Source organism: Afifella pfennigii DSM 17143 (assembly GCF_000688515.1).
GTDB classification, from domain to species: domain Bacteria; phylum Pseudomonadota; class Alphaproteobacteria; order Rhizobiales; family Afifellaceae; genus Afifella; species Afifella pfennigii.
In genome coordinates this window covers 14,588-27,564 of sequence record NZ_JHZK01000036.1, presented here as the reverse complement: position 1 = coordinate 27,564, position 12,977 = coordinate 14,588, and the positions used below count along the sequence as shown (strand labels likewise).

The 12,977-nt window shown below is 64.8% G+C and carries 12 protein-coding genes and 1 riboswitch; of the genes, 2 read left to right on the top strand and 10 right to left on the bottom strand.

Features of this window, described 5'->3' with window-relative positions; genetic code table 11:
• From Q331_RS23835 to Q331_RS0117505, 6 genes are all read right to left on the bottom strand, one after another.
• Nucleotides 1-383 (bottom strand): DUF6538 domain-containing protein (locus Q331_RS23835; RefSeq protein ID WP_156953408.1); only part of this gene is annotated, 383 nt, incomplete at its 3' end.
• A gap of 408 nt (nucleotides 384-791) precedes the next feature.
• Nucleotides 792-1,457: an epoxyqueuosine reductase QueH gene (locus tag Q331_RS0117525; protein ID WP_026381743.1), complete on the bottom strand. Its 666-nt coding sequence runs from the start codon at nucleotides 1,455-1,457 to the stop codon at nucleotides 792-794.
• Nucleotides 1,458-1,506: 49 nt separating this feature from the next.
• The gene (gene prpB / locus Q331_RS0117520; protein ID WP_026381742.1) at nucleotides 1,507-2,418 is read right to left on the bottom strand and encodes a methylisocitrate lyase; all 912 of its coding nucleotides are present in this window, start codon (nucleotides 2,416-2,418) and stop codon (nucleotides 1,507-1,509) included.
• 5 nt (nucleotides 2,419-2,423) lie between these two features.
• Complete coding sequence (gene prpC / locus Q331_RS0117515) at nucleotides 2,424-3,590, bottom strand: bifunctional 2-methylcitrate synthase/citrate synthase (RefSeq protein WP_026381741.1); 1,167 nt, start codon at nucleotides 3,588-3,590, stop codon at nucleotides 2,424-2,426.
• Between the two features lie 11 nt (nucleotides 3,591-3,601).
• Nucleotides 3,602-5,131, bottom strand: a complete 1,530-nt coding sequence (locus Q331_RS0117510) for an MmgE/PrpD family protein (protein WP_026381740.1) — start codon at nucleotides 5,129-5,131, stop codon at nucleotides 3,602-3,604.
• Nucleotides 5,128-5,544, bottom strand: coding sequence for an acyl-CoA thioesterase (locus Q331_RS0117505; protein WP_026381739.1), 417 nt, complete (start codon nucleotides 5,542-5,544; stop codon nucleotides 5,128-5,130). The genes Q331_RS0117510 and Q331_RS0117505 overlap by 4 nt, the downstream gene beginning before the upstream one ends.
• Before the next feature lie 144 nt (nucleotides 5,545-5,688).
• Here Q331_RS0117505 and Q331_RS0117500 point away from each other — a divergent pair, with 144 nt between their 5' ends.
• Nucleotides 5,689-7,104 (top strand): short-chain fatty acyl-CoA regulator family protein, encoded by a 1,416-nt coding sequence (locus Q331_RS0117500; RefSeq protein WP_026381738.1) that lies wholly within the window; start codon nucleotides 5,689-5,691, stop codon nucleotides 7,102-7,104.
• Nucleotides 7,105-7,117: 13 nt separating this feature from the next.
• The gene (locus Q331_RS22405) at nucleotides 7,118-7,705 is read left to right on the top strand and encodes a hypothetical protein (protein WP_156953407.1); all 588 of its coding nucleotides are present in this window, start codon (nucleotides 7,118-7,120) and stop codon (nucleotides 7,703-7,705) included.
• A gap of 80 nt (nucleotides 7,706-7,785) precedes the next feature.
• Here Q331_RS22405 and Q331_RS0117490 read toward each other — a convergent pair whose 3' ends face one another.
• The 4 genes from Q331_RS0117490 to Q331_RS0117475 all read right to left on the bottom strand — a co-directional run bounded on the left by Q331_RS0117490 (nucleotide 7,786) and on the right by Q331_RS0117475 (nucleotide 12,954).
• A complete protein-coding gene (locus tag Q331_RS0117490; protein ID WP_026381737.1) occupies nucleotides 7,786-8,847 on the bottom strand; it encodes a homocysteine S-methyltransferase family protein in 1,062 nt (353 codons plus the stop codon).
• A gap of 78 nt (nucleotides 8,848-8,925) precedes the next feature.
• Nucleotides 8,926-10,035, bottom strand: a complete 1,110-nt coding sequence (locus Q331_RS0117485) for a 2Fe-2S iron-sulfur cluster-binding protein (RefSeq protein ID WP_026381736.1) — start codon at nucleotides 10,033-10,035, stop codon at nucleotides 8,926-8,928.
• 10 nt (nucleotides 10,036-10,045) lie between these two features.
• Nucleotides 10,046-11,293: an aromatic ring-hydroxylating oxygenase subunit alpha gene (locus Q331_RS0117480; protein ID WP_026381735.1), complete on the bottom strand. Its 1,248-nt coding sequence runs from the start codon at nucleotides 11,291-11,293 to the stop codon at nucleotides 10,046-10,048.
• A 114-nt stretch (nucleotides 11,294-11,407) separates the two neighbouring features.
• Nucleotides 11,408-11,621: riboswitch (cobalamin riboswitch) on the bottom strand.
• 145 nt (nucleotides 11,622-11,766) lie between these two features.
• Nucleotides 11,767-12,954, bottom strand: a complete 1,188-nt coding sequence (locus Q331_RS0117475) for a ribonucleotide-diphosphate reductase subunit beta (RefSeq protein WP_026381734.1) — start codon at nucleotides 12,952-12,954, stop codon at nucleotides 11,767-11,769.
• Between the last annotated feature and the right edge of the window lie 23 nt (nucleotides 12,955-12,977).

The window sequence follows — 12,977 nt, the reverse complement described above, 5'->3', positions numbered from 1 at the left end:
TCCTTTTCCGGCCGCGCCTGCGGTCCGCGCGCGGCGAGGATGCGGGTTGCCCACGCCATGGCGCGGTCGGTCGATTTGCCTTGCGCCGCCGATCGCCCCTCGGCGAGCTCGGCAGCCGCCACGGCGTCGAGCTTCTCGCTGTGCCGCTCTGCGACGGATGCCAGAAAGCGCCGGGCCTCGTCCCTCGTCAGCATGCCGCCTCCCGCACTCGCCCTCAGCCACTCGCTCGCCATCGTCACGGCCGGTGCGATCCTGCGTGCGGCCTGCGGGCATCTTGTGCGCAGGCTCACCTCGATCGCCGCCCGGCCGTCATTGATACCGACAAAGGGTAAACGGCGACGCCACCAATATACCGCCCCGCGGCGATGCACGTGCTGGATCATTGTCACGCCCAAAAGTCCTCCGGTTGAGGACGGGAGCGGTCAGACATCTCTGTGAGACAGGTCCGTGTGAATCGGCCTCTTGGCTCAGAATCACACTGTAAGATCAATCACTTAGGGGTGATTGGCTGGGGAACCTGGATTCCAAGAGAGGCCGATAACCTATTGAAATAAAATAATTTCCCGTCCGATGCTCTGTGGGGAGCATACACTTCTGTGAGACAGGATCCAAGTCGACGCCGCAACTTCAAACGACGCGCCGTTGAACGGTGACGCTGCAGCGGCCTCCGCGTGTTCGACTTCACTGAAAGGCATGCTGCTTTCGTCGCTGTCGTTCTGCGATATGTCGTGGTCTGTGCCCCTTGCGATGGGGCTGCACGACCGGCGCGTGGCCGAGCCGCGCTGATCACCTCACGCGCCGTCCTTCGGCTCCGTCTCGTAATAGTTCTGTCCGATGACGATACGCGGTCGGCCCTGGCTTTGGCGGTGGGCATTCGTGTCGCGCAACGAATAGATGCAGCCGCAATATTCCTGTTGATAGAATCCTTCGCGTTTCGATATCTCCACCATGCGGGCTGCGCCCCCGCCCTTGCGCCAGTTGAAGTCCCAGTAGGAGAGCCCCTCGTAGGACGCGGCAGCGCGCTGGCCGCAATCATTGATCTGCGCCATGTTCTTCCACCGCGAGATGCCCAGCGAGCTGGTGATGACGGGAAATCCATGCTCGTGTGCGTAAAGGGCGGTGCGGGCGAGGCGCATGTCGAAGCACATGGTGCAGCGGATGCCGCGCTCGGGCTCGAACTCCATGCCCTTTGCCCGTTCGAACCAGTTCTCCTTGTCGTAATCTGCGTCGATGAACGGAACGCCGTGCTGATCGGCAAACCGGACGTTCTCCTCCTTGCGCAAGAGGTATTCGCGTTCCGGGTGGATGTTCGGATTGTAGAAGAAGATCGTGTAGTCGATGCCGGAGGCGAACATCGCTTCCATGACCTCGCCCGAGCAGGGCGCGCAGCAGGAATGCAGGAGCACCTTTCGGTGTCCCGCCGGAGGGGTAAGGATCGGACGTGGCATCTCGTTCATGGCGGGACGCTAACAGCGGTGCGGGCGCGCTTCCATCCCCCGGCAATCCCTATGCCGGCTCCGGTACCACCGTCGCGACGATCGAGGCGTCCAGTCTCTCGTACTCGGCAAGGCCGATCGTCTCGTAGAGCTCGGCGCGCGTCTGCATGTCCCCGGTCAAGCTTCTGGTCGAGCCCTCCCGCTTCAGCGTCTCGTAGAGCCTTTCCTGCGCCTTGTTGGCGACACGCAGCGACGACACGGGCCAGATCACCATGCGGTAGCCCATCGCCTCGAATTCGCGCGCCGTGAAGAAGGGCGTGCGGCCGAACTCCGTCATGTTGGCGAGAAGCGGCACGCCCGGCATGCGTCTTACAAACTCGCGAAACATCTCGGCCGTCGTCAGGGCCTCCGGGAAGATCGCGTCGGCGCCCGCTTCCATATAGAGCCTGGCCCGTGCGACGGCCCCGTCGAGCCCCTCGCTTGCCGCTGCATCGGTGCGCGCGATGAGATAGAGATGGCGGCGGGCATTCGCCGCCGCTGCCACCTTGGCGGCCATGTCGCGGGCGTTCGCCAGCTTCTTGTCGTTCAGGTGCCCGCACTTCTTCGGCAGGAGCTGGTCCTCGATATGGACGGCGCCGGCGCCCGCATCCTCGAATGTGCGCACCATATGCATGACGTTGAGCGCTTCGCCGTAGCCCGTATCGCCGTCGACGACGAGGGGAAGCCTGCTCGCCCGGGCGATCTGGCGGATGAAGAAGGCGACCTCGTCGACGGTGATGATGCCGAGATCGGGCAGACCCATGGAGGCCGTCATCGCCGCGCCGGAGAGATAGAGCGCCTCAAAGCCCGCCGCCTTCGCCTGCAGGGCGGCCATGCCATTATGAGCGCCCGGCAGCTCGACAATGCCGCCGCCTTCGACGAGGCTGCGGAAGCGTTCGCCGGCAGGCAGCCGGGGAAGGTCCTGGGAGGTCAGATACGTCATGGGCCTCACGCGGCTCTGGAGCTTTCAGAAAGGGCTTCGCGCCGTTCCATCGGCACGAAGACACGGTTCTCGGGCCCGACATAGTGGGCGGAGGGACGGATGATCTTTCCGTCCTGCCGCTGCTCGATGACATGCGCCGCCCAGCCCGAGGTGCGGGCGATCGTAAAGAGCGGTGTGAACATCGCCGTCGGCACGCCCATCATGTGGTAGGAGACGGCGCTGAACCAGTCGAGGTTGGGGAACAACGCCTTCGTCTCCGCCATCGTCCGCTCGATGCGCTCGGCGATTTCGAACATGCGGGTCGATCCCGCCTCCACCGACAGCTGCCGCGCCACCTTTTTGATCGCATCGTTGCGCGGATCGGCGAGCGTGTAGACGGGGTGACCGAAGCCGATCACCACCTCCCTCTCCGCCACCCGGCGGCGGATATCGGCTTCCGCCTCGTCGGAATCGGCGTAGCGCTTCTGGATCTCGAACGACATCTCGTTGGCGCCGCCATGCTTCGGGCCGCGCAGGGCACCGATGGCTCCGGTGATGGCGGAATGGATGTCGGAGCCCGTGCTGGCGATGGAGCGCGCGGTGAAGGTCGAGGCGTTGAACTCGTGCTCGGCATAGAGGATGAGCGAAATGTGCATCGCCTCGATATGCGAGCTCTTCGGAGCCCGGCCGTGGAGAAGGCGGAGGAAATGCGCGCCGATGGAATCGTCCTCCGTCTCGACCTCTATCCGGCGCCCGTTCTGGGCAAAATGATGCCAGTAGAGCAGCATCGAGCCGAGCGAGGCGATCAGCCGGTCGGCGATGTCGCGGGCGCCCGCCGCGTTCTGGTCGACGGCCTCCGGCAGAACGCAACCGAGCGCGGAGACGCCGGAGCGCAGCACGTCCATCGGATGGGTGGCGGCCGGGAGGAGTTCGAGCGCCCGCTTGACCGCCGCCGGCAGGCCGCGCAGCGCCTTCAGCTTCACTTTATAGCCGACGAGCTCGGCGCGCGTGGGCAACGATCCGTGGATCAGAAGATATGCGACCTCCTCGAATTCGCAGCCCTCGGCGAGGTCGACGATGTCATAGCCGCGGTAGTGCAGGTCGTTGCCGGTGCGGCCGACCGTGCACAGCGCCGTGTTGCCGGCTGTCACGCCGGAGAGCGCGACGGATTTCTTGGGCTTCTGCGTGCTCATCCTTTCCTCCCTTATGCGTTCTTCCAGTCGAAGATGCCGTGCGCCGGGGCGGGGCCGAGCCGGTCCGCCTCGACCGCGAAGCAGAGGCCGCCGAGTTCTTCGGGCCGTAAGTCGGTCAGCCGCTCGACGGTGGCGATGAAGCGGTCCTGTTCGGCGGGACCGACGATCCCCTCCGTAAGGCTGCGGAACTTGCGTACGTAGTCGGGGCGGGCGAAGGGGCGCGCGCCGAGCGGATGCGCATCGGCGACGGCGATCTCGTCGGTGATGGTTGAGCCGTCGGCGAAGGTGACGACGACGCGGCCGCCGAAGGCTTTCTCCTCAGGCGCGCGGCTGTGGTAGCGCCGTGTCCATTCGGGGTCTTCCAGGGTGCTGATCTTGTGCCAGAGGGCGACTGTCTCGGGCCTGTGGGCGCGCTCCGGCAGATAGGAGCGCTCGTGGTGCCAGCCGCCGTCCTCCAGCGCCGCGGCGAAGATGTACATGATGGAATGGTCGAGCGTCTCCCGGCTCGCCTGCGGATCCATCTTCTGCGGGTCGTTGGAGCCCGTGCCGATGACGTTGTGGGTATGATGGCTGGTGTGGATCACGATGTCCGTCACCGCCGAAAGGTCGCCTGCCTTCTGGCGAAGCCGGGGGCCCAGACGCCGGGCGAGGTCGATGAGGGCCTGGCTCTGATACTCCGCCGAATGCTCCTTGGTGTAGGTGTCGAGGATGGCGCGCTTGGGCTCCCCCGGCTCGGGCAGGGGAACGGCGTATCGCGCCTCTGGGCCACCGAGGAGCCAGGCGATGAAGCCGTCCTCGCCCTCCCAGGCGGGCGAGGGAGCGCCTTCGCCGCGCATGACGCGGTCGACCGCCTCGATGGCCATCTTGCCGGCGAAGGCAGGGGCATAGGCCTTCCAGGAGGAAATCTCGCCCTTGCGCGACTGGCGCGTCGTCGTGGTGACGTGCAGCGCCTGCTGGACGGCCTGGTAGATCGTCCCGACCGGCAGGCCGAGTGCGGCGCCGATGCCCGCCGCAGCGGAAGGGCCGAGATGGGCGATATGGTCGATCTTGTGCTCGTGCAGGCAGATGCCTTTGACGAGGTCGACCTGGATTTCGTAGGCCGCCGCGATGCCGCGGGCGAGACGGGCGCCGTTTAGACCGCAATGCTGCGCCACGGCGAGAACCGGCGGGATGTTGTCGCCGGGATGTGAGTAGTCGGCGGCCAGGAACGTGTCGTGGAAGTCGAGCTCGCGTACGGCGACGCCATTCGCCCAGGCGGCCCATTCCGGCGCGACGCGATCGGTGTCGGCCATTCCGAACACGCTCGCCCCCGGAGAGAAAGGATGCGCCAGCGCCTGTGCGCGTGCGCTCGCCACCGGGCGCCGCGCCAGCGAGGCAGCGGCGACGGCAGCATTGTCGATGATGCGGTTGCCGATCATCTCGACGACTTCGGCGACGAGCGGAACGTCGTCGGCCGCGACCTCGGCGATCTTGAAGGCGAGCTGATCCTCGCGGGCAAGGTTCTCGGCGGATCGGTATGTACGGACTTCGTGCAGCTTCACGCTGGGGTTTCCTCCGGGCAGGCTTGACGGGAAGCGGTAATCGGGATGGGCGTGCCGTCGCTGTCGACGGCGAGCATCATGAAGCGGCCGGTCATGGAAGGTACGTGTTCCCGCTTACCCGGATCGTCAGGCACGATCTCGACGATCACCGTCATCGACGACCGGCCCTGGAAGACGATCCTGGCCCTAACCTCGACTACCGAGCCGACGCGAATCGAGCGCAGGAAGTCGATCTCGTCGGCCTTGGCCGTGATGACCGCGCAGCGCGCATGCCTGGAGGCGCAGACGGAAGCGGCCCTTGCCATGATCTGGAGTGCATCGGCCGCGCACAGCGTGCCGGCATGTCCGCCATGCTGGGGCAGGATCATTTCCAGAAAGCGCGCTTCGCCTTGAGGGGATCGCTCAGCCGCCATGCCCGCTATGCCTCCCTGTTCTCACGATCTCTCTTGTTACTCCGCAATATCTGCATAGAATGCGCCGGGTAAATCACTGAAAAAGTAGAGATTTGCGAAGCTGATCGGCCGTTTTTGCAAAGTTTGCGAATGAGTGAGAAACCGTTGAAAAAGCTGTTCGTCGGCGTCAGGCTGAAGCGGTTGCGCGAGGAGCGTCGCCTGACCCAGCAGGGGCTTGCAGATGCGATGGGGATTTCGCTCAGTTATCTCAATCAGATCGAGAACAATCAGCGTCCGCTGACCGTGCCCGTCCTCTTGAGGCTCAACGCGGCTTTCGGTGCCGATGTGCAGCTTTTCTCAGACGAGGACGAGGCGCGTCTCGTCGGCGAGCTGCGGGAGGCGCTTGCCGATCCCGGCGTGAGCGAGGAGATCTCGAATGCGGAGCTCAGAGAGATCGCCACCAACATGCCGGCGGTCGGCAGGGCGATCGTCGGCCTCCACAAGAATCTGACCCGTGCCCTCGACCAGGCGACCGCGCTCGCCGCCAGGCTCGGGGACGACCGTCACGAGGGCGCGTCGCCTTTCATCACCGCTCCCTTCGAGGAAGTGCGCGACTTCTTCTACGCACGCCACAACCATATCGATGCGCTCGACCGGGCGGCGGAGGAGATGGCGGCCTCTCTCGGCCAGCCGCTCGGACGAATGGCACCGGCGCTTCGGGCCTATCTCCTAGAAGGCTGCCAGGTCCGTGTCGTCTCCCAGCCGGACGGGGCGGCCGCGGCTGCCCAGAGATCGTTCGAGCCCGCGAGCCGGACCCTTCGCCTGTCGGAGCGCCTGAGCGACGGCCAGCAGGCCTTCCAGATGGCGACCCAACTTGCCTTTCTCAGATTCGACCAGCTTCTGGAGGACGAACTCGCCGGGGTCGCCTTCGCGACCGTCGAGGCAAGGGCGCTCGCGCGCATCGGGCTCGCCAACTACTTCGCCGGGGCGCTGATCCTGCCTTATGGCGCCTTCCTTCAGGCCGCGGAGGATCTGCGCTACGACATCGATCTCCTCGGACAGGGGTTCGGCGTCGGCTTCGAGACCGTGTCACACCGGCTCAGCACCCTGCAGAGGCCGGGTGCGCGTGGCGTGCCGTTCTTCTTCATCCGCGTCGACCGTGCCGGCAACATCTCCAAGCGCCAGTCGGCGACCAATTTCCATTTCTCGCGCGTCGGCGGCACCTGCCCGCTATGGAACGTCTACGGAGCATTCTCGCAGCCGGGCCGCATCCTCACCCAACTGGCGGAAATGCCTGACGGGCGAACCTATCTGTGGGTAGCGCGCACGGTGAGCCATGCGATCGCCGGCTACGGCGCACCGGACAAGACCTTCGCCATCGGGCTCGGCTGCGATCTGCATCATGCCTCGCGCCTCGTCTATTCCAAAGGCCTCCGGCTCGATGACGTGGAGGCGCGGACGCCGATCGGCGCCGGCTGCAAGATCTGCGACCGGCCCGCATGTCCACAGCGGGCGTTCCCACCTGTTGTAAAGACGTTCGCGATCGATGAAGCTCGCAGCTCCTTCTCTCCCTATTCGTGAATCGGGATCATCCGTGCCGAGGGTGCTTCGAAGCGTTGCGAAAGAACTCCCTGACGTCGACTACTCCGACAAGCAGAACGGTGAGGAGACCGCTGGAGAACCGAGTGTTGCAGACTACGTCGTGCTTCAAGACCTCGGCGACCGAATAACCATAAGCCTCGTTCCTCCCGACGATTTTCGAAGAAGGCTCACCGGGCGGATGAGTGGGGCGCGGCGCTCCTTCCGCCGCAGCATGCGCAGGCTTAGTGGCGAGGACATCTCAGCCGGTCGGGGGCTGCCGGCCTTCCAGTTCGATGCGATCGCGCGTGGTCAGGTCGAGGAGGCGCTCCACACGCTTCGCCGTCGCCTCTCTGCCATCTTCGATGCACCGATTCCTGCGGGTGAGGTGAGCCGCATCCTGAGGATCACCTCGCAAGAGCGTCGTCGCTGGATGAAGGATGGTCGCCTGCCGTCCGCCCCCCGCCAGCGATCTGGCCGGGCGGAGAAGGGGTTCAACGTGCACGTGTTTTCGGCCGCTCTTGTGGCTCTGCTGGAGCGGAGCCCAGGCACGATCGAGGCATGGCGGGAAGAGGATCTCAAGAGGCCGGGCAGGACCGCTTAGGTCGGCGGTGCCGATACGGTCGCCTGGACTTGCGCAACGATCTCAGGAAGACGTCGTAGGTCGCGAAGGCGAGCGTGGCTTCAAATCTCCGCTTGCCGGCGCCGGTATCGATCCGGAATCGCCGCATCGGTGCCGAAGAAAGCATGCTTCGACATATCCGGAGAATAGCGGCTGCCAGGCGCGGCCCGCCCGAGGGCCTCCGCAACAGCACGGATATGGTGGGGGGACGCGCCACAGCACAGCCCGACATAGCGCACGCCCATTTCGTACGCCTCGCGCGCGAACTCCGCGCATTCGTAGCGATTGCAGGTGAAGGGATCGAGCGCCGTCGGGAACGGCATGTCGCCGGGCACACATCCGCAGGCGGTATCAGTGAGCGACTGGAACGTCGGTTCTGCTTCCGTCGTACGGTATGGCACGGGAAGGGCGGCGACATGGCATGAGACCGCCTCGCGCACTCGCTCAACGACCGGCATAAGCGTTTTCGGGCCGCGCTGGCAATTGAGGCCGACCACATCGGCTCCAGCCGCTTCGAGCCTGAGACATGCGTCCACCACCGGCACGCCGTCGAACATCTCCTCGCTGCGGTGCACGGAGAGCGTGACGACCGTCGGCAGGCCTGTCTGGCGCATAACGTCAAGCGCGATCTCGGCCTCGCCGCACCAGTCGAGCGTCTCGGCAATCAGGAAGTCCGCGCCTTCTTCGACGGCCCAGCTCACCTGTTCCTCGAACATGGAGCGCACGGCGATGTGCGTGGAAGCGTCGTCGGTCTCAAAAACGTTGGTGTTGCAGATGTTGCCGGCCATCAGGCAACCGTGGCGCACGGCAACGTCCTTGGCGATCCGCAACGCCTGGCGGTTCATCTCTTCCATCTCTTCTTCGCGGCCAATGACCTTCAGCTTCTGACGATGCGCGTAGTAGGTGAGCGCCTCCACGATGTCACTGCCGGCATGGACGAAGTCCTCGTGCAGCCGTCTCAACACTTCCGGATGCTCAATCACCACCTCGGGGACGAAAGGGCCCGCCTGCAGGTAGCCGCGACGTTCCAGTTCGAAGAGGTAGCCCTCGGCGCAGATGACCGCTCCCTTGTCGAGCCTGGGGAGGAGACCGAGGGTTGCCGAAGCGGCAGAGGCATCGCTCATGGGAATTGTCTCACTGTCTTTTGTCTTGTGCGTCTGTGTCAGTGCAGCCTTGGCGGCGCGGCGCCATTTCGCTTGCCCCTACGCCTCGATCTCGACGGTGCAAAGCGGCCGTGAGCAGCAGGCAAGAATGAAACCCTGAGCGATCTCGTCTTCAAGGATGCCGCCATTGTGGGCCATCGCCACCTCGCCGGAGAGCTTTCTCACCTTGCAGGTGCCGCAGAGGCCGGATTCGCAGGCGGCAGGGATGCGCACGCCACAGGCCCGCGCTGCCTCGAGCACGGTCTGATCGCCGAGGCATTCGCCTGCCGCGTTCGATAGGGAGAAATGCACCGGCAGGGCGGTTTCGCAGGGAACGCCGCTGCGCGCTTCGGGCATGCCGCCCAATGTGGCCGCGAGATCGGCCGCCGGCCCGACCGAAAAGCTTTCCTGATGATAGCGGCGCATGTCGAAGCCGGAGGCGTCGAGCGTCTCGCGCACCACCTGCATGAAGGGCTCCGGGCCGCAGCAGAACACTTCGCGATCGGCAAAATCTGGCGCAAGCAGGTTGAGCCGCAGCGTGTCGAAACGGCCAAGCGGGCCGGACCAGCTCTCGCGCCGGGACCGTTCCTCCACCAGGAAGGCGAGGGCGACGCCCGGCATGCTGGCAGCGATCAGCTCCAGTTCGCGGCGGAAGAGAATGTCCTCCGGTCGCCTGGCGCAGTTGATGAAGGCAACGTCGGCGGAGGGCGAGCAGTCGTTGAACCAGCGCAGCATCGACATCATCGGCGTGATGCCGGAACCGGCGGAAAGGAAGAGATATTTCTCTGCCGGGTGGTCGTGATGGGAAAAGCTCCCCGCCGGACCGAAGGCCTTCAGCCGGTCGCCCACCTTCAGGTGCTCGAACATCCAGCGCGTACCGATGCTGCCCGGCTGCGCCTTGACGGTGACGGCGGCCGAGAACGGCCGCGAGGGGCTCGACGAGAGGGTGTAGGTCCGCATCAGCGGGCCCTCCGCCGTTGGCAGTTCCAGTGTGACGAATTGGCCCGGCTTGTAGCGGAACCAGGTCTGTGCCTCGGAGCGGAAGGTGAAGGTCTTCACCTCCGGCGCCTCGTCGGTGACGGCGATCACCTCAAGCACCTGCAGCCGGTCGTTCCAGGGCACCGTTTCGTCGAGCGGCTGGTAGCGGCCGATATCGGTGAGAGCATTCATGCCGGCCTCCTCAGGCGACATTGCGCCAATGCGACGTCGCGCTGTCGGCGAGGCGCGATTCCATGAAGGCGGCGTACCAGTCGACGAACTGGATGACGCCGCCCTCGTGCATCTCCGAGTATGGCCCTGGCTCGTAGGCGGGAGAGCGGATGCCGAAGGCGTTCTCCTCGACGATGCGGCGGTCCTCGTCGTTGGTTTCCGTCCAGACATGAATGAGGTTCTGAAGGTGGTAGTCGCGTCCTTCGACGGCATCCTTGTGCACGAGCCATTTGGTCGTAACGGCCGTCTCTTGGGGCCCGACCGGCAGGACACGAAAGGTGACGGCGTGGTCGCCAAGCACGTGGTTCCACGTCGTTGGGTAATGGTAGAGCAGCAGCGTGCCGATACGATCGAGCGCAACCCTGTCGGAAAGGTCGCGGGCGACGGCCCGTTTTCCCGTGATCGTGTAGCTGACCGCATCGCGCAGGAGAGGCGCGCGTGTCGCACGGTACTGCCCGGCCGGATCGATCCGGAAACGCGAAGGGAGCCCGGCGGCCTCGCATTTCGCCCAGTGGGCGAGCATTTCCGGATCGCTTTCGGCGCCGTTGACGCCCGTCACGGTGGGGGCCTCGGGAAAGGTCTTGCACAGCTCCGGGTGGTTCGCCGCGCAATGATAGCATTCGCGGTTGTTCTCCCAGACGAGCTTCCAGTTGCCCTTCTCGATGATCGTCGTCTCGTGCGCGACCCTGGCTTCACTCAGGTTGTGCGGGGCGAAATAGGGCGCCATCAGCGTGCGGAAGGGGGCGAAGTCGGCCGGCTCTTCCGCGAGGCAGATGAAGATGTAGCCGCCCGTCGTCTCGCAGGCGACCGGCTTCAGGCCGAAGTCCTCCTTGCGGAAGCCTTCCGCCATCTGCCGGGCGAAAACGAGGGCGCCGTCGAGATCGTAGGTCCATTGGTGATAGGGGCAGACCAGCCGGGCGGAGGTGCCGCGTTCGCCCGCGCACACACGGCTGCCGCGATGCCGGCAGGAATTGTGGAAGGCGCGGATCTCACCGTCGCGGCCGCGCACGATGACGATAGGATAGTCGCCGACCTGAACGGTAAAGTAGCCGCCGGGCTTGGCGACCTCGCAATCGTGGCCGACGAACAGCCAATCGCGATACCAGATGAGATCCAGATCGAGGCGGAAGAAATCCGCATCCGTGTAGAAAGGCTGTTCCAGGCTGAAACCTGCCCGCCGATTGCGGATCAGGTTCAGCATCTCTTCGCGCACATCCATGTCCTGCCCTCGCAAGGACTGAACTTGGTGGCTGTTGTGGAGGCCACGCACCTAGCCAGGGCCGCGCGGCCCGCCCGAAGCGCTTCCCCTCCAGACCGCCCACCGCGATCAGTCGGTTCAAACCGGCTCAAGGCTGGTTTCCGGGCTCCGGAGCTGTCCTTCTAGGACCGTCCCGTCACCTTCCCGGGCATCGCCCAGTGGTTTTCGGCGGGACTTCAAACTCCGCTACCGTTGCGGGGGCAGCGCCGGACTCGCGCGAACGCTCACCGGCTTCCCAATTATCCGTCCGCTTCCTCCTGCAGACGGCACCTCAAGCGAGGAAGATGATGTCAGTGGCTTTCGCGTGGTGGTCTTGCGAAAGCGACATACGCATGGTCGTTCTAAGACATGTTCTAACGATGCCATGGCGGGACCGGCACCGGCGTTTGAAGCCGTTGGCTGGAAGTGCTCTCTGTGCCGCTGCGAGCCCGCTCTCAGTCCCAGCTCAGCGCGCCGCCGTTCTGGTATTCGATGACGCGGGTCTCGAAGAAATTCTTCTCCTTCTTCAGGTCCATCGCCTCGCTCATCCACGGGAACGGATTTTCCGTCTCGGCGAAGACAGGCCCGAGGCCGAGCTGGGCACAGCGGCGGTTGGCGATGAAGTGCATGTATTTTTCGCACAATCCCGCATTCAGGCCGAGGAAGCCGCGCGGCATCGTATCCCTGCCATAGGCCGCCTCGAGCTCGGCCGCGTCCTTCAGCATGGCGCGCACCTCGTCCTGGAAGGCTTTCGTCCATAGATCGGGGTTCTCGATCTTGATCTGGTTGATCACGTCGATGCCGAAGTTGAGATGGATGGACTCGTCGCGCAGGATGTACTGGTACTGCTCGGCGATCCCAACCATCTTGTTGCGCCGCCCGAGCGACAGGATCTGCGCAAAGCCGGTGTAGAACCACATCCCCTCGAAGACAACATAGAAGGCGACGAGGTCGCGCAGGAACGCCTGGTCGGCCTCCGGCGTGCCGGTTGCGAAGGCCGGGTCGTCGAGGTGCTTCGTGTAGTCGAGCGCCCAGGCCGCCTTGTCGGTGATCGACGGCACCTCGCGGTACATGTTGAAGAGCTCGCCCTCGTCGAGGCCGAGGCTTTCCACGATGTACTGGAAGGTGTGCGTATGCACCGCCTCCTCGAAGGCCTGCCGCAGCAGGTATTGCCGGCATTCCGGGTTGGTGAGGTGGCGATAGATCGCCAGCACGATGTTGTTGGCGACGAGGCTTTCCGAAGCGGCGAAGAAGCCGAGGTTGCGCTTGACCATGCGCCGTTCGTCCTCGCTGAGGCCCTCGTTCGACTTCCACAGCGCAATATCGGCCTGCATGGAGACCTCGGTCGGCATCCAATGGTTGTTGCAGCCGGACAGGTATTTCTCCCAGGCCCAGCGGTATTTCAGCGGCAGGAGCTGATTGACGTCGGCGCGCGCATTGATCATGCGCTTGTCGTCCACCGAAACGCGCGCGGCGCCGCGGTCGATCTCGCCGAGCCCGGTTGCATCGCCAAGCGTCGCATCGCCAACCGTCCCATCTGGGGACGGCGCATCGGTGGCCGGCATGTCGGCAGCGGGCGCTTCGGCGCGCCCCGCCGGGTTGGCAATTTTCGGGCTGGTTCTGGGTTCAGACCAGTCAAGCATGCGTTTCTCCAATCCTTGCTTCG

What these genes read in the sequence shown, in the direction of transcription:
- Q331_RS0117485 (WP_026381736.1), bottom strand. Translation starts at nt 10,035, where the DNA reads ATGAATGCTCTCACCGATATCGGCCGCTACCAGCCGCTCGACGAAACG.
- prpC (WP_026381741.1), bottom strand. Translation starts at nt 3,590, where the DNA reads ATGAGCACGCAGAAGCCCAAGAAATCCGTCGCGCTCTCCGGCGTGACA.
- prpB (WP_026381742.1), bottom strand. Translation starts at nt 2,418, where the DNA reads ATGACGTATCTGACCTCCCAGGACCTTCCCCGGCTGCCTGCCGGCGAA.
- Q331_RS0117475 (WP_026381734.1), bottom strand. Translation starts at nt 12,954, where the DNA reads ATGCTTGACTGGTCTGAACCCAGAACCAGCCCGAAAATTGCCAACCCG.
- Q331_RS0117505 (WP_026381739.1), bottom strand. Translation starts at nt 5,544, where the DNA reads ATGGCGGCTGAGCGATCCCCTCAAGGCGAAGCGCGCTTTCTGGAAATG.
- Q331_RS0117525 (WP_026381743.1), bottom strand. Translation starts at nt 1,457, where the DNA reads ATGAACGAGATGCCACGTCCGATCCTTACCCCTCCGGCGGGACACCGA.
- Q331_RS0117480 (WP_026381735.1), bottom strand. Translation starts at nt 11,293, where the DNA reads ATGGATGTGCGCGAAGAGATGCTGAACCTGATCCGCAATCGGCGGGCA.
- Q331_RS0117490 (WP_026381737.1), bottom strand. Translation starts at nt 8,847, where the DNA reads ATGAGCGATGCCTCTGCCGCTTCGGCAACCCTCGGTCTCCTCCCCAGG.